10 protein-coding genes and 1 pseudogene are annotated in these 23048 nt (G+C 58.1%); 5 read left to right on the forward strand and 6 right to left on the reverse strand.

Going from position 1 to position 23048, the window contains the following annotated elements:
• The first annotated feature begins 61 nt into the window (after positions 1–61).
• Complete coding sequence (locus OZX75_RS06885; RefSeq protein ID WP_277145911.1) at positions 62–1387, forward strand: sensor histidine kinase; 1326 nt, start codon at positions 62–64, stop codon at positions 1385–1387.
• A gap of 357 nt (positions 1388–1744) precedes the next feature.
• Here OZX75_RS06885 and OZX75_RS06890 read toward each other — a convergent pair whose 3' ends face one another.
• From OZX75_RS06890 to OZX75_RS06910, 5 genes are all read right to left on the reverse strand, one after another.
• Entirely contained in the window at positions 1745–2959 is a 1215-nt protein-coding gene (locus OZX75_RS06890; RefSeq protein ID WP_277145912.1) for a hypothetical protein, read from the reverse strand.
• 267 nt (positions 2960–3226) lie between these two features.
• Positions 3227–3823, reverse strand: coding sequence for a GtrA family protein (locus tag OZX75_RS06895; protein ID WP_277145913.1), 597 nt, complete (start codon positions 3821–3823; stop codon positions 3227–3229).
• 60 nt (positions 3824–3883) lie between these two features.
• Positions 3884–6334, reverse strand: coding sequence for a glycoside hydrolase family 3 C-terminal domain-containing protein (locus OZX75_RS06900; protein ID WP_277145914.1), 2451 nt, complete (start codon positions 6332–6334; stop codon positions 3884–3886).
• Between the two features lie 377 nt (positions 6335–6711).
• Positions 6712–9678 carry a glycoside hydrolase family 3 protein gene (locus OZX75_RS06905; protein WP_277145915.1) on the reverse strand — a complete coding sequence of 989 codons (2967 nt, stop codon included), beginning with the start codon at positions 9676–9678 and terminating at the stop codon, positions 6712–6714.
• Positions 9679–10410: 732 nt separating this feature from the next.
• Positions 10411–13512, reverse strand: a complete 3102-nt coding sequence (locus tag OZX75_RS06910; protein WP_277145916.1) for a glycoside hydrolase family 3 N-terminal domain-containing protein — start codon at positions 13510–13512, stop codon at positions 10411–10413.
• Positions 13513–13988: 476 nt separating this feature from the next.
• Here OZX75_RS06910 and OZX75_RS06915 point away from each other — a divergent pair, with 476 nt between their 5' ends.
• Positions 13989–14951 (forward strand): CTP synthase, encoded by a 963-nt coding sequence (locus OZX75_RS06915; protein WP_277145917.1) that lies wholly within the window; start codon positions 13989–13991, stop codon positions 14949–14951.
• A 357-nt stretch (positions 14952–15308) separates the two neighbouring features.
• Here the strand turns inward: OZX75_RS06915 and OZX75_RS06920 are convergent, their stop codons facing one another.
• Positions 15309–15626 carry a helix-turn-helix domain-containing protein gene (locus OZX75_RS06920; protein ID WP_525930289.1) on the reverse strand — a complete coding sequence of 106 codons (318 nt, stop codon included), beginning with the start codon at positions 15624–15626 and terminating at the stop codon, positions 15309–15311.
• Positions 15627–16017: 391 nt separating this feature from the next.
• On the opposite strand from OZX75_RS06920, the gene OZX75_RS06925 reads away from it, so the two are divergent.
• The 3 genes and pseudogenes from OZX75_RS06925 to OZX75_RS06935 all read left to right on the forward strand — a co-directional run bounded on the left by OZX75_RS06925 (position 16018) and on the right by OZX75_RS06935 (position 22785).
• On the forward strand, positions 16018–18681 hold the full coding sequence (locus tag OZX75_RS06925) for a glycoside hydrolase family 2 TIM barrel-domain containing protein (RefSeq protein ID WP_277145919.1): 2664 nt from the start codon (positions 16018–16020) through the stop codon (positions 18679–18681).
• 185 nt (positions 18682–18866) lie between these two features.
• Positions 18867–19955 (forward strand): annotated as a pseudogene (locus OZX75_RS08685) (serine/threonine-protein kinase); the annotation flags it as partial.
• Positions 19956–21828: 1873 nt separating this feature from the next.
• Positions 21829–22785 (forward strand): DsbA family protein, encoded by a 957-nt coding sequence (locus OZX75_RS06935; RefSeq protein WP_277145921.1) that lies wholly within the window; start codon positions 21829–21831, stop codon positions 22783–22785.
• Positions 22786–23048 lie beyond the last annotated feature (263 nt).

Genomic DNA, 23048 nt, shown 5'->3' on the forward strand with positions numbered 1-23048 from the left:
AACTCGATGAGTTGGAAGCTGGATATAGCAACAAGATTAACGTGATTCGGAGAGACTGCCAATGAACACCATCACCAACGCGCTGCCCAATATTCCGCGGCTTTACACCGGCATCTGCGAATGGATGGCCTGCGTGGTCTATCTGCTGGTCATCTATCGCCGCGCACCAAAATGGCGCAGCGTGCTCGTGGCCGCGATCGGGCTGCCGGCGATTATCGGAATCCAATATCTCGACGGAGCGATGAGCCTCGACTTCTGGATTTTCGGCATGCTGCTGGCGGTGGCAGGCATGTATCTGGTCATTTTCCTCGGCTCACAGACCACGCCGCGCGAGGCGCTCTACGTCACCGCCCGCGCTTTCGTGCTCGCGGAACTCGTGGCCTCACTGCACTGGCAAATCGCCACGTTTATCGGCTTCAATATGCGGGTTCGCACCTCAGGAACGGGTCTGCCGACGGCCGCGCTCGCCACGGCAATCTACATGGTCGGCTTCGGCCTGGCCTGGGCCATCGAACGCCACAACTTCGAACGGGACCGGCCGACCGATCCCAGCCGCACGGCCGTGGCCGGCTCCATCATCATCACCATCGTCACCTTTGCGATGAGCAACCTGAGTTTCGTCTCCACCAACACGCCCTTCTCCGGTTCCGTCGGCCAAGAGATCTTCTATATCCGCACGCTCGTCGATTTGTGCGGTTACGCCATTCTCGGCGCGCAACAGGAGCAGGCGAGGGTGACGCGGGCGAACGTCGAGCTCAATTCCATCGACGCCAAACTGCAGAGCGAGCACCAGGAATACCTGCAATCCAAGGAAAACATCGAATCGCTCGGACGCATTTCGCACGATCTGAAACACCAGATCACCGCCCTGCGCGCCGAGGTCGACCCCGAGCATGCGGCCGCCGGCTTCGAGCAGCTCGAGGCGTCGGTGCGGGAATACAGCGCGCAGGAGCACACCGGCAATTCCGTGCTCGACGTCATCCTCACTTCGAAAGTGAAGGCTTGCACTCAGCATGGTATCACACTTACGACGGTGGCCGACGGCAAGCTGCTGGGCGACATGAGCTCGATGGACATCGCCACGCTTTTCGGCAACGCGCTTGACAACGCCATCGAGGCGACCGCGCAGGTCTCGCAGCCGGAACGTCGGCTCATCAAGCTCGCGCTTTACCAACACGGCCAGTTCACGGTCATCCGCGTCGAGAACTACTACGAATCGACCTTGCGCACCGACGACCAGGGCGACCTCAAGACCACCAAATCCGACCAGCGCGCCCACGGCTACGGCGTGAAATCCATCAAGCACATCGCCGGCCTCTACCACGGCAACGTCACCATCAAGGCCCGCGACCACTGGTTCACCCTGACCGTGCTGTTGCCGCGCTAGCAGATGAGAACCCGGAACAAACCAACTGAGAACACAGCTGTAACCATGCAGGCGTTAACTGTGCCTTTTTACTTGGCACCTATCAGCAAGCAAGTATTTTGGCACAAATACGCCGACAGACATCGGCATAATCCTACCGATTCGCCCCCATCAACCGACTTCAGATTTACACGGTCATTGTGCTGTGTTAAAAATGATCGTCATCCACACAGCCAATGACTAAGCCGTAGAATCGCCGACATTTACATATACGAGACCGCCTCAAGGAATTGCTTCTTTGAGGCGGTCTCGTAAAGTCCCATTGAGTTTTTACATCAATGTGAACCAGCTCGTATGAGCATAGGCATCAATCCGAGCTCAGTCACGCTTGCGCAGCGCGGTGAACGCACCGGCGGCACCAAGAGCCATGAACATAAGAATCACGGCAGCCGAGATGCTGGCGCCGGTGGTCGCGAGCTTCTTGTCGGACTTCTTGTCGGACTTCTTGGCAGCATCGTCCTTCTTCTCAGTGTCAGACGCGGGCTTGACCTTCTTAAGGTTGAACTCGGCGGTCATCAGCGCGTTGTCCAGAGCCTTATAATCAGGCTCGGCGCGGGTGACGGAATCGAGGGCGGCCTTGCCGGCGGCACGGGCCGCATCGAACGGCTTCCAGGTCTCGGCGGTGTAATCGCTCTGCTTGAAGTTGTCACTGTAGGCATAGTCGACGTCGCTCTGCAGGAACTTCTTCCACTGCGCAGAGGTGAACTCCAACTTGCTGCCGGCGGTCTCGATAGCGACAACGTCCTTGTCGATGGCCGCCTGATCGAGGGAGTTGCCCTCGCTGTTGGCCTCTTCAAGATCGGCCTTGCCGTTGGCGTTGGCCTCGGCAAACGGAGCCCAGGTCTCCGGAGTGTACATCGACTCCGTATAATACTTGAAGTCATTCACAAGCACGGTCAGCATGCTCACATCCGGCTTCGGCGCAAACGGATTGACCGGATTCTCGTGCGTTGGGGTCGTGGACTTCTTCTGCAACGCGTTCGTTGCTGTGACAAGTTCATCGGATTTCGTAGCAAGCGTGTCCGCAGTGGCGGAAGGATTGGCATCTTCCTGCTCGGCGGCCTGCAGCGCGGCAGCGAACGTAGCCCAAGTGGCAGGCGTGTAATCGGCTTCCTTCTTGGTCTGGGCTGTCTTGATAATGACTTCCAGAGCGGCCTTTGCATCAGCGAGTTTCTCAGCGTCGGTCGGCTCAGGAACCGGGGCAGCAGCGTCCTCAAGGGCATTCTGCAGCTGCGTAAGCGCGTTATCGACTTCTGGCTGTGTGGCGTCCGCATTGTCGAGCACACCCTGAGCGGCTTCCAACGCACCTTCGTCGTCTTCGAAACCGGCCGGAACACTGGCGACTGCCGCCTGGAGCTTGCTCTTGTCGACATTGGCCTGAGCCGTCGTCGCAGGAGCCGTCTGAGTCGCCGTCACAGGTGCAGCTTGAACTGGCGCGGGGTCAGCAGCGTTGGCCGTGCTGGCACCGGCAAGCAGCATACACACGGTAGCCGTCAGCGCTACTCCGCCCTTGATTAATTTTGAATGAGCCATCGTGGCATCCTTCTTCCCTTTATTGAAATCAGAGCCCTTGTGAACTCCAATCAACAAACTTCCTTGTTTTGCCTAGCATAATTGTAGGGAACAACAATATTTGTAATATACCTCACATACTGAACAAGCTTTGCACATTCTGAAACGAAAGCCGTTTCATTTCGGATTCGCCACCATGCTATTACCTCGGAGGCTTCGCTCGGACGCTTCCATTCCGCCACGCACACGACCCTGTATAACGTGACGGAGGCATATGAACCGCGGATTTTATTCTTTCTTCGCCGGGGCGATCCACCACTTCAGGAGCGGGTAGCTGATGACGACGGCCAGAACCGTGTTGACCACGGAGGCGAGGGTCGAGGAAACGGCATCGTTCCAGCCAAAGCCCTTGCACAGCGTGGTGACATAGCCCGGCAGCAGCAGGCCGACGACCACGATGATGATGGCCAGAATCGCGTACTTCCACGCGGTGGACTTGAAGCTCGCGTCGGACTTGAAGACCCACTTCATCTGCACCACGAAATTGACAGCCTGTGCGCAGATCTCCGCGATCAAGAAGGTGAGAAAACCGCCAAGGCCGTTGGTGCTGGGCGCCGAGTAGTTGAAGATGAGGAAACTGAACGGCTGGGTCAGGCCCATGGCGTGCACGAACAGCGCGGTCAGGACCCAGACGGCCACGAATCGCGTGATCGTGGAGATATTCGAGAGCACGTTGAACTTGATGAATTCCCACAGGTTCGGGTACTTGGCGATCAGGCGCTTGCAAGCGGCGACAACGCCTTTGCTTCCTTTTCCGGCATCCGGCGCAGGTACGGAATCCACTGTATCGGCCGAATCGACCTGGGCTTGCTCTTTCTTGCTCATGCTGTCCTCGTTTTCATTTACGGTCTCATTCATTGTCTTACTCATCTCGCCCGTGGCCGCTTACTGCCTTTCAAGCTCCTTTGCAATGCGCTTGTTGGCCGAGATATTGCGGAAATAACCGGCGATGAACGAGCCGATACCACGGAACGTGTGGCCATTCGCGATCTTGACGACGGCCTCGACCATCGCCGAGTCGACCATGCCCTGCGTCATCTTGCACATCGCGCGCGGCGGCATGTTGAGGATGAAGAGGGTGTTGAGGTCGGGCTGGCCGGTTTTCTGGCGAATCTTCGCCTCGCGCTTGCTCAACGTTTTGGCGATGGTTCGCGCGAGGAAACCGCGGGAATCCGCCCAAGAGGAGATCGGATCGTTCTCACCGAAAACCGTCGGCTTGCCGGGAGCGATCACTCCGTGGCCGAAGAGCGCGGTCATCTCGTTGTCGGTGACGTCCTTGACCTGGCCTTTCAAGTAATGGCCGAGCACCGGGTTCGGCGGGCAGAGATCGATGTCTCCTTGAATCATCTGGGTGGCCTTGAGCGGCAGATTTTCCACGCTATCGCCGACCAGAATCTCACGCTCGCCGGTCTCGGTTTTCCACGTTCCGGGCACCACGTCGTAATGACGGAACGTATAGCGATCAAACGGGATCGTGACCGTCTGGGTCTCGTGCGCGGCAAGGAACACCTTCCTGAAGCCCTTGAGCTCGCGGTCGGGACGCATCGCGCCGCCCTTTGGCCCGCGTACATACATCTGGGCAACGGTGGCGCCGGCGACGTCGGAATCGTTGGTGACGGTGAATGTCACGCCCTTTTCGTCACTGGTCGAGCCGGAATACGTGAACGAGCTGTAGCTCAGGCCGTAACCGAACGGGAAGCGCACGGGCACGCCGGCGGTCTCGTAATACCGATAGCCGACGAACGGGCCTTCGCGGTAGATGGCGTCGCGGCCGATGGCCGGGTACCAGCCGGAGCTGGGGGAGTCCTCATACTTAAGAGGCCAGGTTTCGGCGAGATGGCCGGAGGGATTGACTTTTCCGGCGAGCACACGGGCCGTGGCGGAAGCGCCAGCCTGCCCGGAAAGACCTATATATAAGAGAGCGGCAACGTCGTCGAACCACGGCAGCTCGACAGGGGAGCCGGCGACCAGCACGATCACCACAGGCTTGCCGGTGGCCACCAATGCTTTCACCAGCTCGTTCTGGCCTTCGGGAATGGCCATCGTGGAACGATCGAGCCCCTCGGATTCGCTGCGTTCGTCAAGTCCGACGACGGCGAGCACCACATCGGTCTTGTCGGCTGCGGCCAAGGCGACGGCATCCTCGATCAAAACGCTGTTCCTGCCGCCGTGACGCTCATAGCCCTGCTCGTAGCCCGCGACCTCAACGCCGTCGATCTTCCCCAGTTCGTCAAGCAGGTTTTCCTCCTGCGTCGCGTTGACTTTGGATGAGCCGGAACCTTGATAACGTGCGGTTTTCGCCATATCGCCAATCACCGCCACGCGAGTGCCGGCCTTGAGGGGGAGTACCGGCACGGCCTTACTGCCGACCGTGCTGCCGTTTTTGAGCAGTACGGCGGTATTTTCGGCTACGTGACGGGCAATCATATGATGCTGCTCGGCAATATAATCGCTCAACAGATCATCGCGGCCGACACCTTCGAAACGGGTGCGTCCGGCGAGTTTGGCCACTTCACCAGCCCGAACGTTGAGATCGGCTTCAGCCAGCGTCCCGGCTTTGACCGCGCCGACCAGCTCGCGTACGGAAGTGTAACCGGGCGACGGCATCTCCAGCGTTCCGCCGGCCTTCACCGCGGCGACGGCGGAATCGGAACCGCCCCAATCGGAGATGACCGCACCGTCGAAACCCCATTCTTGACGCAGGATTTCGGTGAGCAGATGCTTGTTTTCGTGCGCATACGTGCCGTTGATCTGGTTGTAAGAACTCATGATGGCCCACGGACGGGACTCACGGATCATGATTTCGAAACCGGTCAGGTAAAGCTCACGCAGCGTGCGCTCGTCAACCACGGAATTGGAGGCCTGACGGCGCAGCTCCTGGCTGTTGACCGCGAAATGCTTGGGGCAAGCGGCCACGCCGTTGCTCTGAATGCCTTTGACCAAGCCGGCGGCCATGCGCCCGGCGACCTGCGGATCTTCGGAATAATACTCGAAATTACGGCCGCACAACGGGTTGCGCTTGATGTTCATGCCCGGACCAAGCAGCACGTTGACATCGAGATCGTGCGCCTCGCGACCCAACGCCTCGCCCATTTCCTCGGCAAGAGCGGGATCCCAGGAATTGGCCACCGTGCCGGCGGTAGGGAAGCAGGTCGCGGGCTTGGAGGCACCGATGCCAAGGTGATCGCCCTCGCCCAGCTGACGACGCACCCCGTGGGGGCCGTCGCTCATCACGAAACTCGGAATCCCGGCCCGCTCGTTGCCCCGAGAGTCCCACTCGGATGCGCCCGAAAGCAGCGCCGCCTTCTCGGTAACGCTCAGTTCTTCGAGTTTCATACCTACTCCTTATAATCCTTGTACCAATGACGCAATCGTCCGGTTCCGATGGCGCAACACCGCCCACGCCAATAGCCGCACCGGCTCAACGACCGTCATGAACCTAGTCGGCACATATATGCGACACCGCACACCTTGTGCTACATCGCATACCATCCACCACTAGCAATTGTTTATTTAACCAGCAACCCGGCAATCGCAGAAACGTATCGCCCAAGCTGTCATTTCCCTGACACGAACAGCACTGTCGCGCGCTTCCACGTGCCTTTGTCGTCTATAGTTCCATCGCTCGGCCGTATAACGCCGAACGGCCGGCAGATAACCGGTCGGCCAAATCCTTATGGCTGGATCTGGCCGACCGATTAATAGCCAACCGGTTACTGGGCTACCGTATCCGACGTTTCAGCGGAATTTGCGGGCCGGTCAGCAGCCTCGACGGACTCAACCGTCACCGCGGTCTTGGCAGCGGCGCGACGACGACGGAAGCGCATGATGGCAACCACCTCGAGGCCGATGAAGAGCACCGCGACGACGGCCCAGACCACGTACATGACCGGACGCCAGAACGGAACGTCGACCTTGGGCTCGCCGTTGGCATACTCCCAGCCGTTCACCACGGAGTAGAGCACATTCTTCGAAGCCTGACGCATCGCGAGAAGCGAGGTGGCGGACTTGTCGGTGATGTGGTTGGTCACCTTGGTGGTGGCGAGCATGGTGTCGCCGCCATTGCGGATGATCTGGTCGGCGTTCTGCATCGGGTCGCCCGAGAAGTAATCGGTGACCACGAAGCCCTTGAAGCCCCACTCGCCACGCAGCACGTTGTTGAGCAACGCGTTGCTGGCACCGTCATAGGTGGGTCCGAGGTAGTTGAACGAGCTCATCGCAGCGGTCGCGCCGCCGGTCTTGACGCCCATCTCGAACGGCTTCAGGTAGATCTCGCGCATCGACTGCTCGTTGGCCCAGGTGGCCAGCATGTTGAGGCGGTTGGTCTCCTGGTCGTTGAGCGCGAACTGCTTGATGAAGGCGTAGACGCCCTTGGACTGCGCGCCCTGGACCTGGCTGGAGGCCAGAACGCCTGCAAGCTCGCCATCCTCCGAGAAGTACTCGAAATTACGGCCGGAGAAGGCGCTGCGGTGCGTGTCCATACCCGGGGCGTACCAGCCGTCCACGTGCATGTCGTGCGCCATGTCGGCGATCATCTCGCCGAACTCCTTGTTGAGGTCCTTGTTCCAGGAGCAGGCGAAGGAAACCTCAGCCGGGAAGCCGATCGAGCCGACCTTGGTGAAGTTGTTGTTGAGCGCCGCGGGGCCGTCGGCGTCGGTGGTCTTGATCTTGCCGATCGAATCCACCGCCGGGGTGCCGTAGCCGCCGTTGGCGATGAGGTTGTCCATATCCTTGAACGTCATCTCGTCGAGCAGCTTGTTCCACTCCGGATCGTCGTAGGACTTGCCGCGCAGGTCTGCCAGGCGGATGTTGTTCTTCGCGCCCGTGGTCGGCATCTTGTCGCTCGCCTTGTTGTGGGCGGCGGCCTTGTAGTTGCCGTTGTTGACGAACTCGGACTTGATCTTGTCGCTCATTGAGAAGCTCTTCGGAGCGGCGGTGGCCTGCTGGTAGTTGGCAAAGTGGTTGGCGCGCGACAGATAGGTCACGTCGCCGGCAACGTCGTCGAACTGGTTGGTGGCCGGAGTCTTGTCGCCATCGTGGGTCTTGGACTTCGTGTTATAGGTGATGGTCGCAGGAACGTTGACGTTCTGCTGGTCAATCACCGTGTGGGAATCGGAGTTGATGGAGACGGCGTAATCGCCCTTCTCCAGCACCCAGGCTTTGGCGCCCTTGGAATCATAGGAAGCCATGTCATCGTCCTTGAAGGAGATCTTGACGTTCTGGGATTCGCCGGGATTGAGCACGCGGGTCTTGGAAAGCGCGACGAGGTTGGCCGAGGCCTTCTCGATGCCACCGTTGGTATACGGCGGGTTGTAGTAGGTTTCTACGACGTCCTTGCCGGCTTTGTTGCCGGTATTACGAACGGTGACGTCGAAGCTGACCTTGCCATTCTCATGGCTGATCTTGCCCATCGACTGGCTGAACTTCGTATAGCTCAGGCCGTAACCGAACGGATACTGCACCACGTCGTCATAATTGATCAGGCCTTCCTTGGCGGCCGTCTCATAGAACTTGTAGCCCAGGTAGATGCCCTCGGAATAGTTGACGAACGTCGGGGTCTTGGTCTTGGTCTTGCCGTCGAAACCGGTGGTGGCCACGCCGAGGCTCTGCGCATTGTCGTACTTGAAGTCGCCGAAGTTGTTGAAGTTGACGGCCTGCTTGAGGTTCTTGAGGAACGTGTCGGAAGTGCGGCCGGACGGATCGATGGCGCCGGAAAGCACCTTGCCCAGGGCGTTGAAACCGGTCTGGCCGGCGGGCGGGCACCACAGCACGGACTTGATCTGCGGATAGTTCTTCAGGAAGTCGAACTGCATGGTGTTGCCACCGTTGTATACCAGCGTGACGTTCTTGAAGTTCTTGGTGACCATGTCGAGCATGTTGCGCTCGGTCTGGTCGAGCTCGAGGAAGGACTGACCAGCCTTGAAGTCCTCGTAGCTCTTGGAGTTGTTGGTGAACGAGACGCCCTTGGCCTTCATATCGGTCGGCAGATCGTTGCCCTCGCCGCCCTGGCGGGCCAGGAACACAACGGCCTGGTCGGAGAACTTCTTGGCGTCGGCGATCGTCTTGGCCGAGTACTTGTCAACCGGGGCCTCCGGAAGCTCCCAGTTCGGTGCGAACATGGCGCCCTTAACGACGGGACGCTGCTTCATGTAGTCGGTGTAGACCTTCGTAAGTTCGGTGTTGGTCTGGATGCCGGCGTTCTTCATGCCGTCGAGCACGCCAACGGTCTTGTACTGCGTGCTCATCGAACCGGAGCCGGTGCCCGAGAAGATCGGGTTGGTCGAGGCCCAGCCGAAGACGTTGACCTTCTTGCTTGAAAGCGGCAGGTTGGCGTCGTCGTTCTTGAGCATGGTGATGCCCTCGCCCTCAACCTTCTCGGCGAGCGTCTTGGCGCGGTCGATGGTGGACTGGGAAAGCGTGTACTTCTTGGATGTCACGTTGTTGAGCAACGTGGACATCGGGCCGGTGAGCATCATCGAGACGGCCGCGACGATGGCCACCAGGGCCACCAGCCAGGTCTCGCTGCGCACAAGCTTGCGTGTTCCTACATTCTTGACCGTCTTCTTGTTGACGGCGACACTGATGACGATCGCCAGTACCAGCAGGACGCCGATGACCACCAGATAGGGCACCAGCGACTTGATGACGTTGACGACATCGGCGATGTTGATCTGCAACATGGCTTTGTCTCCTCCTTATTCCTCTTACGGAATAACGGCATGGCACCGATAACCTTTACCGACGCCGAGCAGACTCGCGCGACATCCCTGCCACGCTCGTCTGTCAGAGGCGTTTGCCCTTGCAAACAGACATCGTACGACACTGCGGACCACCACTGCGCTACCCGCTGCCTCGCTACTTATCCGTTGGCCCAAACCAACACCTCGTTATGCCAAGCTGCTTCATTTCACCAGATTTCGCACCACACCTCACCACAACAATCATGTTCTGTAGCCACAACCGCATAAATTGCATCCGCAGGGCCCATTATGTCGTATGCCCCGCCGCTCTTATGCCCACGGCCCACCCTCATCCGTGCAGCCGCATCCGTGCAGCCTCATCCGTGCAGCCTCATCAATACGGCCTCATCAGTGCAAAAAGTGCGTTTTAGTACCGCCAAATCGCACCTTTCGCACGACCATGTGCAAAAAGTGCACTTTAGTGTGGGTAAATCGCACTTTTTGCACACGGAAGCGTAGAAAGTGCGCACAACCGGCCCACAACGCAAGACGCACCCCGGCGGCGGACTCCGGAATCGAACCGGAACCCACAACCGGGGTGCGCGGGGATGTCGGCAGCGGCACGGAGGAGACCGAAACCGCCACCAGCCAAGTCGCCGGTCCAGGCGCCGCACGATCACGCCGCCGGGCCCGTCAACAAGCCTTGCCTTTATCCTCTATCCTTGCCAGCCATCACTTCTTCCGTGCAGCGCGCTTTTCGGCACGCTTCGCCCTGCGCTTTGCCTTACGGGCATCCACACGACGAACTGTAGCCGGAATCCAGCGCCAGACCGAGAAGAACAGGAGCAAAGCGATGAGGATAACGCAAACGGCGTTGAAGATCACCTGAATCGTGGTCACTGTAGTCGAATACTTGAACCCGGCTCCAGGCAGTGCGCCGTTCATGCAATTGCTGTTAGCAGCTGTGTACAGCGTGCGGTGCATAGCGTCACGGCCATATTGGTACGTCGCGGGATCATTGAAATTGAGCTTCTCGCCGGTCGGATCCTTGGCGCTCAGCAGCTTCAAATCAGAGCCAGCCTCAATCATCTGATAGGCACTGATGAACTTACCGGTATTGGCGTTGTCGGTCATCACCAAACCGTTGAAGCCCCATTCGCTACGCAGCAGATTGTGAATCAACGGATACGAGCCGCCAACCCACGTGGCTCCGATTCGGTTGAACGAAGTCATCATCGCCTGGGCCGCAGGCATCTGGGCCACAGCGTTGCGATACTTGCCGTCAGCACCTTTCTTGACGTACTTCATGGGCACAGTGCCCGACTTGATGCACATCTCAAACGGCTTGAGGTACAGCTCACGAATCGCTTGCTCGTTGGACCAAGTCGCCACCGAGAAATTACCCGGCCGGTCGCCACGATGGTCCTCCTGATCGTTGAGCAGGAAGTGCTTGATGTACGAGTAGACTCCTCGGGTCGCCGCACCTGTGATCTCCTGCTTCGCCATCGAGCCGGACATGAATCCGTCTTCGGAATAGTATTCGCCGTTGCGCCCGGAGAAGGGCGTGCGATGAATATCCATGGAAGGCGCATACCAGCCATTGGCGCCGCCGAGCAAAGCCTCATCGCCAATCATCTTGCCGTACCTCGTGGCCAAATCCGTATTGTAGGTCTGAGCCAGAGTCATCGGGCTGGGGAACATACGATTAGTGCCGCCGTAGACCAGTCCGGTCGCCGAATCGGCATCTACCTGATACGGTTTCTGCACGGATTTCAGATATCCGATACCGTAACCGGAGAAACCGATGGTCTGCTGATAGTCCTTTTGCGTCAATTCATCGAGCAGTTTGTCCCACTTCGGGTCGTTATAGGCCGCGCCGCGCAAATCGGAGACTTTCAGCCCGTTCTTCTTGCCGAAAGTCGGGGTGGCCTTGACGGAAGCGCGCTTCACGGGCGTACCGGAATCATTGCCCTCCAACTGCTTCAACAGCTGCGAGCTGGCCGTCTTCTTCCAAGTGCAGGAAGCCTTGGCACCCTTCTTGTCGGTGCAGTTGATTTCGTCGCCCCAGGTGTCGATGGAGTCCGAAGGCTCGCCGTAATGCTTGGGGAAAGTCTTCGTCCAATCGGCACGGGTCAGATATTTGACACCTTTATCCGAGGCGAAGTCGAAGACATTGCTGATCTTCTTCTTGGTCTTGGAATCAAGCGCAAACGTGGTGAAATCAACGTCGGTGTTCGCCGGAGTCCAATGCGCCACCATCGAGGTGTCGCCGTCCTTGGTCATGCCCGCGGACTTGTTTTTGCCTTTATCCGCGAGGAAGTTGTTGGTGGCCTCGTTAGCGTTTCGAGCGGCGGTGAAGCGATATTCACCAGGATCCATGATGTAGGTCTTAGCTTTCCTATAGTCGTAGGACTTCAGTTGGTCTTCGTTGAATTTCACCGTGACGGTCTGGCTTTCACCGGGCTGCAGCACCTTGGTCTTGGCGAAACCAACCAGGTTCGCGGATGCCTTCTCAACGCCGTTGTCCTTGTCATACTGCGTGTAAGGAGCCTGCGCATACAGTTCGACCGCGTCCTTGCCGGCTTTGGAACCTGTGTTCTTTACCGTCACGGTGGCGTTGAACTTCTGCCCGGCAGCGTTTACCGAGAAGCCGCTCCAGTTGAATGTTGTATAGCTCAGGCCATAACCAAACGGATACACGACCTGCTTGGCATAGTTATAGTCGCCGGCGTCACCCTGGCCGAGCACCTTGTCTTCGTAGCGGGTCTCATAATACTTGTAGCCCACATAGATGCCCTCAGCATAGTCGATATAGTTGTATTTCGTGGGCTTGCCGTTCTGGTCGTAATACTGGTAGCTGCCGAAGTTCTGCGCCGCGGGCGAGGCAAGCGGATCGGCCGCGAATGTGTCGGTGGTACGACCTGACGGGTTGACCTTGCCCGCAACGATCTGCGCGAGCGAATTGGTGACATTCTGCGAATACAGCACGGCCTTGATATGAGGGAACTGCTTCAACCAATCAAGTTGCAGCGCGGCGTTCGACTTGACGTACAGCAATACGGTGCCGAAATTATCGTTCAGGTATTTAAGCAGTTCGAGTTCCGTTGAATCCGGCTGCAGGTAGGTCTTTCCCTTGTCCGCCTGCGAAGTCGCATGGTTGTACATGGAACGGGGCATATCGCGCCCTTCGCCAGCTACGCGGCTCAACACATAGACGGGAACCGTGCCTTTCACCGAATTCAGAAGCCCCTGCTGTGAGCGCAGAACGGACAGCGGTGCTTCGTTGATGCGGAAGTCCTCGGCATCGCCGAAATTCACCGAGCCCTTGGCGAGACCATACTTTTTGCCGGTCTTCGACTGGTAGAAATCCCAAAGTTTTTGGTTGACTTTGAAACCGGCTTTCTGGAAGCTGCTTTGCAAAGTAACCGATTGCGCACCCTCGCCGATGGGAAGTACCGCGCGGGTCGTCCCGTCTTTGCTGTTGGCGCTGAAGAAACTGAATTTCGTGCCTTGCTTCATCGGCAGAGCATGATCGTCGTTTTTCAGCAGCACCGTGCCTTCGTCGGCGATATCGTTGTAAAGCTTGTCCTCGGCCTTCTTGATGCTGTCCTTGGTATAAGAAGTCGAGTAGTAATTTGCGTTGACACCTTGCGCGTCGATCTTCGAATTATCCGCCGACTGATGATTCATGCCGAGTATATTCGACAGCATTTTCTTGTTCATCGACAATTGCGGATTCGCCAGTGCCATTGCCACGATAAGCACCACCGCAAGAATTATCGAAAGCACGGTTTTTATTATTCGCGCGACGGGAATCTTCCTTTTCGCTTCCATATGCTTCTCTTTCTCTAAAACGCCAAACTCCTGCGATTGGTGCGCTCGAACAGCTTCCACGCCTCATACACCATCGTTACAGCTAACGACCACCTTGGTCTTGTTGCGCCTATTTTTAGGAAACCACTATTCCAACAGACTATTCTCACCTGCACTCATCCTGTCGTTTATCGCGCACAGTCTGTGCCGCAAATCACATCGATGGCTCCCGACCGCTTTTCGGCATCCGTGCAAAAAGTGCATTTTAGACATGCCTCATCACACATTTCGCACTGTTATGTGAAAAAAGTGCATTTTACCCCGTGCAGAACGCACTTTTTGCACACGGGAATGAAAAATATGCATGAAAAGGTTCAAGGTGGATAAGGTGGATAAGTTTGGTGCGACACGCCCGAATTGTGCATAACCTCGAGCATTCGACCACAGTAGCCCGCAAAACTTGCGCTCCTTTTATTGCAACACGTAACGTCGAAAGCATGCGACGAAACCCAGAGATAGAACGCCTAACAGGCAAGGCTGAAACGCAGCGCCACTTTATTTTCGGCACAACAGCCAACCAGCGTAAAGTCCTGCGAACGCGGTGGCTGGCGCACGAATACATACGTCTGTGCCCAAACATCTACGCACGGTTGGAATATTTCAACGAGCTTAACCCAGTCGAGAGGACGTTGCACCTCATACGCACACTCGCACTCAAAAATCCTCGACGCGTATTCGGCGGCCTGAGCGCGGCGCTGGTGTTGGGACTCGAATGTCCTTGGCGACTGAGCGAGATGGGACATGCGCAAATCGCGACGGAGGAATCCATAACGCGACAGCCGGCAGGGGCCGTGGAGAAAATCCATGTTCATCCACTGACATTCATTGTGCATGATGGCATTCGGGTCACACCTCCAGCCCAAACATTGGTCGATTGCGGACTTCGATACCCCTACGCCCAAGCTCTCGGTATTTTCGACTCCGCTTTACGCATGGGACTAGTAACAACTGACGCAATCGAAAGAACCTGTCAACGGAGCAATAACTGCGAGCCCATGCACAGACTTCTTCGCGACGCCGACCCCAAGAGCGAAAATGGAGGCGAATCGTTCTGCCGCGCAGTAATACTTGATTCCGGATTCGCGAAACCGGAATTACAACACGAATTTCGCGATCCCGCTAATCCAACGCATATTTTTCGCACTGACTTTCTTTGGCTATGCAACGGCAACGCCGTAGTCCTCGAATACGATGGCATGGAAAAGTACACCAACCAGCACATGACAAATGGGCGCAGTACACGGCGGGTGGTCTACGACGAACGGAGGCGTGAAGATGCGCTACACCGCGCAGGAGTCGCAAGCATTCTACGCACCGATTATCAAGAAGTGACTTCGCGAAAGCCACTAATTCAGAAGCTCATCAGCAATGGCATTCCCATGCAGCCAAGCCTCAACTAGGCTAGCCGCCAGCGGCCCTGCAGCCAATCACATACCCTACCTTCGTGCAAAAAGTGCCTTTTACTACCACCAAAACGCACTTTTCTCACTTACCGATGAAAAAAGTGCGATTTACGTAAGCCAATTAGCACTTTTTGCACTCTTCAGTGATTAATGTGCCAGATAAGTACAAAGAAGCGAGTCTCCTACCTCAGATTTGACCGACAACTTTCACACACCAGAACCCGTACCCGTTATCCGCCAAGCGCAACAATCATTTCAATGACGATTGCATATACAGCTTCATAAAATAATTATGAAGTTACGCACCAAACTTCATAAAATAATTATGAAGCTGGCTGATAGTCTCTATTGAGGTCAATCACCCAGAAAAATATTCGCGCCGAGAATGACACCCTCTCGACCGACGCCCGCAGTCATTATCTGGTCCTTGTCGATATAACCCTGATCCAAGTTACATGGGCCAGAATCGAAAGCGACACGACGGGTCTGTGCCAGATTCTTCTTCCTGTCTTTGGCACTGCGCTCGCGGTACGCAATGACTTCGGAAGCCAGAACCATGCGACGGCCTGAAATTCCGCGCCGTTCACTTGGCATCTCGCCGGCGTCCACCATGCGGGCGACGGTTTTTGCCGACACCCCAAGTATCGTCGCCGCTTCGCCTGTCGTCAGTATCTCCTGCCGACCCGAAAAGCCGCAATCACGCTCTGGACGACCTTATACGCTTCGTCTCCCAGAAAAGTCTTCTTGCCGTCGCGGCTCATTACGTACGGAGCCCGACTATCAGCCATAGCAGAAGAACCACTCATAGTCATCGTTCCCTTGTCAACAAGTAATTTGATATAAGCGTGCCGCAAACGGACAAACCGGACAACATAACCAATCCATAGCCGCCCTAACGCCATCCATTTGAGCACAGCAAGAAGTCCACCGAAACCGAATCATGCCTAAACGGCACCAAAACCGCCGAACAGATTGCTATGGCGCAAAAAAGAAATCATGGACGCCTTTTCTTCGAAGCCGCACAAGACAGTAGTATCAATAGAAATAGCAGAAAAGAGACCTTATGCAGCCAACGGGATTGAACAGACACTGGCAGGTCCGTCACCTGAGCAGCGACGAGGCGTTTACGCCGGTGACGCTGCCGCATGACGCCATGCTCTATGAGCCGCGCTTTGAAGACGCGCCGGGCGGCACCAACACGGGGTGGTTCGACGGACGGGATTACGAGTACGTCCGCCACTTCAAGCCCGGTGAAGCGCTGCGCGGCAAGGCCATGATCCTCGAATTCGAGGGGGTCTATCGGCTCGCCGAAGTCTTCGTCAACGGCAGGAAAGCCGGTTCATGCGACTACGGATACAGCGGGTTCACGGTGGACGTCACCGACCTGGTCACCATCGGCGAGGACAACGAGATCCGCGTGGTGGCACGTAACGCCGACCAACCCAATTCCCGCTGGTATTCGGGAGCCGGCATCTACCGGCCGGTCACGCTTTGGACAGGGCCGCGCGAGCATATCCGTTTCGAAGGCGTCGGGGTACGCACGATTTCGACGGAGCCTGCGAAGGTCGAAATCACGCTGCAGACCACCGGAGCCGGCAGGGCGCATATCGAAATTTTCGCGGGGGAGCGGGATATCGATACGTCGACGGCATCCGTCGAGTGCGCAACCGACGCACAAGGCCAAGCAACGGTTACGTTGGATATTCCTGACGCGCAACTTTGGAGTCCCGCGCACCCGAACCTCTACACCTGCCAAGTAACGTATCAGGCTGAAAGCCACGAGTCGGCCACCGACGCTACCGACGTCAAGACCACCACAGATATTGCCGGCAACTCTGGCAGTGCCATCGCAACCAACGCAACCTCCGACACCGCCAGCACGGTGTTCGGCATACGCACGCTGGACTGGGGCGACAACGGATTCCTGATCAACGGCGAGCGCACGATCATGCAAGGCGCATGCGTCCACCACACCAACGGCATACTCGGGGCCGCCGCATTCGACGACGCCGAACGACGCAAGGTCCAAGGGCTGAAGGCCCAAGGTTACAACGCCATCCGCTCGGCCCACAACCCCTGCTCTAAGGCGTTGCTCAAGGCCTGCGACGAGCTGGGCATGCTCGTCCTCGACGAATACATCGATCACTGGTACATCCACAAGACCCTCTACGACTATGTCGATTACTTCGAGGCCAACCGGCAGGGCGACCTCAAAGCCATGGTCCGCAAAGACCGCAACCACCCCAGCGTCGTCATGTATTCGATCGGCAACGAAGTCAGCGAAACCGCGGAAAAGAAAGGCATCGCGCTGACCCGTTCCATGGTCGGCCTGCTGCACAGCCTGGACCCCACCCGACCGGTGACCTGCGGCGTCAATATCTTCTTCAATTTCCTGAGCTCCATCGGCTTCGGCGTCTATTCCGACAAGAAGGCGCGCAAAGAGGTCGAATCGCAATCCACAGAGCACGTTTCGGCGTCACACGGGGAGTCCGTCGTTCCGGGAGCGTGCGTGGCTCCGCGCGCAACAGACGGGTCGGCAAAATCCAAGCACAAGGCCGTGGGCAGCGAGTTCTTCAATAATCTGGCGGGCATCATGGGTGCCGATTTCATGAAAACCGGCGCCACGCTGCACGCCTGCGACGTCAAGACCCGCGACGCGTTTGCGCAGCTCGATATCGCCGGCTACAACTACGGCATCAAGCGCTATCGCAAGGACCTTCGCCGCTATCCGCACCGCCTGATCCTCGGTTCCGAAACCTTCTGCGCCGACGCCTATCGGTTCAAGGCCATGGCCAAAGACAACCCGCGTCTCATCGGCGATTTCGTCTGGGCGGGCATGGATTATATGGGCGAAACCGGCGTCGGCGCGTGGGAATACGGGGATGACGCCCCGACGGAAAACGGCTTCGGCTGGCTTACTTCCGGCTCCGGCCGCCTCGACCTGACGGGGAGGGTGACCGGCGAGGCGCTCTACACCCGCGTCGCGCTCGAAGAAAGCCAGGGCCCCTACCTCGCGGTGCGACCGGTGAACCACACCGGCGACAAGCATTCGCCGAGCGCCTGGAAAATGACGGATGCCGTGCCTTCCTGGAGTTGGGAAGGCTATGAGGGGCACAAGGCCGACGTCGAGGTCTACGCGCGCGCGGCGAGCGTCGCCCTGATATTGAACGGCAAGGAAATCGCACGCAAGACGTTGCAGCATGACTGCCTGGCACGGTTCGGTTGCACCTACCAACCCGGCACCCTCGAGGCCGTGAGCTTCGACGAAAGCGGTGCGGAAATCGGCCGGTGCGCGGTGACCAGCGCCGAAGGGCCGACGAAGCTCACCGCCTCGATGGAGCCTGTCGACGGCTTCGAGGAGTCCCAATACTCTTCGTCCGATACACCAAAACGCAGGGACAGCAACGCTTCCGGCACCTGCAGCCCTGGGCATCTGGCGTACGTGCGCGTGCGCTATACCGACGCCGCCGGCATCACCAAACCTCTGCAACACGGCACTCTCAGCGCAACAGTCAGCGGCGGCCGGCTGGTCGCGTTCGGGTCCGCGGCCCCCTACAATCCGGGCAGTTTCGTCACCGGCAGCACCGGCACCTACCGCGGCGAGGCGCTGGCCATCATCGAGATGCCCGGTTCACAAGCAGGGCGACAATCCGACAGCGAATCAGTGGCGACACTCAACGTCACCGATGGCAAACTGGAGACCAGCTTCACCATCAAGGCAGAGTAGGCGGCTCCAAGCGCTCAGCGCAAGTGCAAAAAGTGCGTTTTAGTCTCCCTAAAACGCACTTTTCTACCGGCCCAGTGAAAAAAGTGCGATTAAGACGGGCTAATTGGCACTTTTTACGCTTTTCTGCCATTATGCCGCGGCCAAACCAGTCCGAAGCTGTTTCGCGCCCTCGGTAGTATGAGGGTATGAGCGACTTGAACGCGTTGGATTTGGAACCCGGAGAGATCGTCGGCGGATATACGCTGATCTCGCGGCTGGGCGGCGGTGCGATGGGTTCAGTCTGGCGCGTGCGTGACGACGGCGGGCAGATATACGCCATGAAGATTCTGCGGGATTCGCTCAAGGACGATAACGAAACCGGCGATAATCATTATCAAAACGATGATATGCCATCGGAAGGCAATCCTGAAGGCTACGGAAACGCGGACAGCAACGCGACAGGCAACGGTTCCGCCGGTTACGATTTTACAGACAACAACGCGGCCGACAATGAATATGGCACTTCCGGTTACGGGCAAGGCAACGGGAAGGTTGGTGCATATTCGTCTCAGCCGGGGCACGGCAGCGGCGGGCAAAATGGCGATCGAGGCGCCCAACCGCACCACCGCAGCCGCGATCCGCACGTCACGGCCCGCGAGCGCATGCGGCGCGAGGCGGTGGCCATGCGCAAAATCCACCACCCCGGCGTCTGCGCCATCGTCGACATGGAGCTCGACGACTCCCTCGCCTTCATTGTCACGGAACTGATTGAGGGCAAAAACCTGCGCGACGATGTGGCCGCGAACGGACGATACGTCGGCGACGACCTGCAGCGCCTCACCTCCAAGCTCATCGACGCGGTCCGCGCGGTGCACGCCCAAGGCATCATCCACCGCGACATCAAGCCGACCAACGTCATGGTCAGCGCGTCCGGCCCCGTTCTGGTGGACTTCGGCATCGCCATGTCCGCCGGTGAAAGCCACGTCACCCGCACCGGCCTGGTGATGGGCACACCTGGCTTCATCGCCCCGGAGATCATCGACGGCGCGGAAAGCAACGAGGCCACCGACTGGTGGTCGCTCGCCAGCGTCATCGCCTTCGCCGCCACCGGCCGGCCCGTGTTCGGCAGCAAGCCGATGATGGCGGTGCTCGAGCGCGAGGCGAGCGGCAACGCCAATCTCGCAGGCCTTCCACCCAACACGTTGAACGCCTTGCGCAGCGCGCTCAATCCCGACCCGGCCAAACGCTGCAGCCCCGACCAGCTGCTGCAGGCCGTCACGCTTGATGCGCTGAATCCGTTCGAGAACGGTGAGCTGGACGACGAAGCCGACGAAAACGGCGGTCCCGAAGGGGTGGTGCCCCCTTTTGGCCGAACGCCTCGGCCTGATCCGGCTTCCCAGGTCGCGTCCACGGATAATCCCCGTTCCGCCTGGACCGACGACATTCCTACGGCTGTGACCCAAAATAGTAATACAATATCGGGTAGCACCACCGACAACGCCGTCACCACAACCCCGGTATCGACGGGGCAGCAACGCCACCAGATACGCGGGTCAACGCGAGCGATGCCATTCGGACCGGCCACAGACCGGCTGGCCGGAACGCAAGGAACCGCATACAACAGCGCCCGACCGTCAATGCATCAAGCGCCACAAACACTTCTCAGCCTGTCGTCACTTCCAAGCGACGACGCCACCCAAACCTTGCCGCCGCCTTCGACGCAAGATCTGACGGCGACTTCCGCGATGGTGCAGGATGGGAGCGTGGTCGGAAACGGAAACGACAACGCAACCGCCACCATGCCGCTTGACCCGGCTGCGACGCGAGTCCTCAAGTCAACCACACCGCTACCTGTCGCGGCGCCGAACACGGCAAACCAGACAGGTCAGGCAGACCAAACAGAAGCCGGCACGATGCCGATGACGCTCGAACCGGCCACTCAAATCCTGCAGCCTGTGCAGTCAACTCAGCCCATGCAGCCAGTGCAGACCGCGCCTTACGCGCCCGCACCTACTCCCTATATATATGGACAGCCCACGCAACCCGTCTATACGCCCCAGCCGAGTTATTCTTCGCAACAAACGCAGGCCGCCCCAGCGCCTCAACCCATGCTCCAGCCCATGTCTCAACCGATGGAATCGGCCCCGATTGCGAACCCGGCTGACGTGCGGCGCGGCAAGCTTCTTTCGCGCTCGATTCTGCCGCTTTGGCTGCTGGCGATTCCGCTCGCGTTGCTTTCGGCTTCGGTGCCCCTTATCTCGATCTGCTGCGCCACGGCCTTGCTTTGGTTCCTTCTGACACTTGGCTACAGCGAAGAAGCGCAACTCGAGCGCGAAGGCCGACGCGGCGGTATCCGCAAAGGCGGGGACACAGCGCTGCGTACGGTCAGCCTGCCCTGGCATATCCTCAAAGCCCTGCTCTTCACCGTCCCGCGAGCGCTGGTTCTCGTCTTCATCGCCGGCGTGGGCCCGGTGGTCTTCAATCTGGTTTCGGGACTTCCCACGCATATGGTCGCGTTGTCGGCCGGTTCCCTGAACCTTCCGCTTCCTCTCCCCGCCGATCTTTCGCTTTCCTATTCGAGCCTTTCACTGGCGGTATTCATGGCCGCCGCATGGCTTGTCACGGCTTTCGGGCCAAAAGCCACGTCGCTGCGCATCGGTGCCGGCCGACTGCGGGGCGCCACCTACCAGCCGGACCAACCGTACATCGCAGCGCAACCCGAGTTCAGTTCGCCGAATTCGGCAGATGACGGATACAGCAATCTGCAGAATCAAGAAAACGATACCGACGGCAACGAAGACGACATCGGCATAAACAGCGCAGGATCCGCCAAACACCGTTCGACCCACCACTGGCTATTGTTGGCGATTTGGCTGGTAGCAACGCTCGCGGCACTTGTGTTCGCCCTCGCCAATCACCAAATCGATTGGGTTCCGTTTCCAAATCCACAATTGTAATACACATTGACCAAGGCAGACGCACCTTACTATTTGGACAAACTTGCAATATCCGCAATAAAATATCAACGCACTCGGCTCTCAGACTATTTCATCCACCCGTACGTGCAAAATAAGAAAGCATCGAGTCTACAGTACGTTGGTTGCGTTGTCGCCATAACGGCGGATAAACCGGCGGTTGACAGCATTTTGCAATCATAAAGAAGGACATATGGCACAGCAAGGCAATAACAAGAAGCAAAAACGCCAGACGAGAGCCAGACGTCAGGCCGAGGAAGCGGCACGTCAGAAAGCGCTCGAGGAGGCCGCCGCCAAGGAACGCAAGCAGCAGACCATCATCGGCGCCCTCGTCGTGGCCATCCTCGTCATCCTCGTCGTTATTGTCGCTGCCGTCAGCTTCCGCTCCATCCACAAGAGCAACGAAGCGAAAAAAGTCACCGCGGACGCCTCTTACTCTTCGCTGCAGAAGGTCAAGACCAAGCCGAAGTACGCCGACGACAAAGGCGGCATCCTGATTTCCAAGGATGGATACAACAAGAAGATCGACAAGGTTCCGACCGTCGAAATCTACATGGATCCGCTTTGCCCCGGTTGCGGTTCACTGCACCGCCAGATCGACACCGACCTCGCTAAAATGGTGAATTCCGGCCAGATCAATCTGGTCTACCATGTCATGAATTTCCTGGATCAGGATTCGACCGACCAGTACTCCACCCGCGCGGCCGGAGCCATACTCTACGTAGCCAGCCACGACCCGAGCACGCAGCATCTGCTCGATTTCGTCAGCAACCTCTATAAGAAGGACTACCAGCCCGCCGAAGGCCCTGATTACAAGGCTACGAGCAATGACCAGATTCAGGCGCAGGCTGTGGCCGCCGGGGTACCTCGAGACGTGATCAGCAAGGCGTTCAACGGCACTTACAACAAGTGGCTTGAGGCCTCCTACAACTACACGATCAGGCGCAAGGATCTGCTGAACACCGATGGCCAGCTGAGCACGCCGGCCGTCACGGTCAACGGCAAGCTCATGGATATGAGCTCGTTGTCGCAACTCGGCCTCACGCAGCAGCAGGCCCTGCTCAAGGAGCTGGGAATCAAGGAAGCGCAAGTAGGCATGAAAGGCGTTACACCGAGGATCGGTACCGGAGCACCTGAATCCTTGGACTGACCAACCGATCCAAGCCTCATAAAAACGGCGGCAGACCACCATTCGTGCGTGGCCTGCCGCCATTTTTATTCGCGATTGACACCGCTGCTTGAGGCATCCGACTGAGGGCATCAGCCAAGAGCCCAAGGTTATAAGGCACAGAATTAAGTTGCAAACTCAAGGCATCGCGCCAAGGCAAAGGCTGGCTACAGACGAGAGCGTCTGCTCAAAAGCGAGCTACTGAAATGCGGACAAACCGCTGAAAGCGTACCGAAGAACCGAGA

Source organism: Bifidobacterium sp. ESL0800, assembly GCF_029395355.1.
In the GTDB taxonomy this organism is placed as follows: Bacteria; Actinomycetota; Actinomycetes; order Actinomycetales; family Bifidobacteriaceae; genus Bifidobacterium.

Excerpts from the sequence above, each read along its gene's own strand:
- OZX75_RS06885 (WP_277145911.1), top strand. The coding sequence starts at position 62 with ATGAACACCATCACCAACGCGCTGCCCAATATTCCGCGGCTTTACACC.
- OZX75_RS06890 (WP_277145912.1), bottom strand. The coding sequence starts at position 2,959 with ATGGCTCATTCAAAATTAATCAAGGGCGGAGTAGCGCTGACGGCTACC.
- OZX75_RS06900 (WP_277145914.1), bottom strand. The coding sequence starts at position 6,334 with ATGAAACTCGAAGAACTGAGCGTTACCGAGAAGGCGGCGCTGCTTTCG.
- OZX75_RS06895 (WP_277145913.1), bottom strand. The coding sequence starts at position 3,823 with ATGAGCAAGAAAGAGCAAGCCCAGGTCGATTCGGCCGATACAGTGGAT.
- OZX75_RS06905 (WP_277145915.1), bottom strand. The coding sequence starts at position 9,678 with ATGTTGCAGATCAACATCGCCGATGTCGTCAACGTCATCAAGTCGCTG.
- OZX75_RS06935 (WP_277145921.1), top strand. The coding sequence starts at position 21,829 with ATGGCACAGCAAGGCAATAACAAGAAGCAAAAACGCCAGACGAGAGCC.
- OZX75_RS06925 (WP_277145919.1), top strand. The coding sequence starts at position 16,018 with ATGCAGCCAACGGGATTGAACAGACACTGGCAGGTCCGTCACCTGAGC.
- OZX75_RS06910 (WP_277145916.1), bottom strand. The coding sequence starts at position 13,512 with ATGGAAGCGAAAAGGAAGATTCCCGTCGCGCGAATAATAAAAACCGTG.
- OZX75_RS06915 (WP_277145917.1), top strand. The coding sequence starts at position 13,989 with ATGCGACGAAACCCAGAGATAGAACGCCTAACAGGCAAGGCTGAAACG.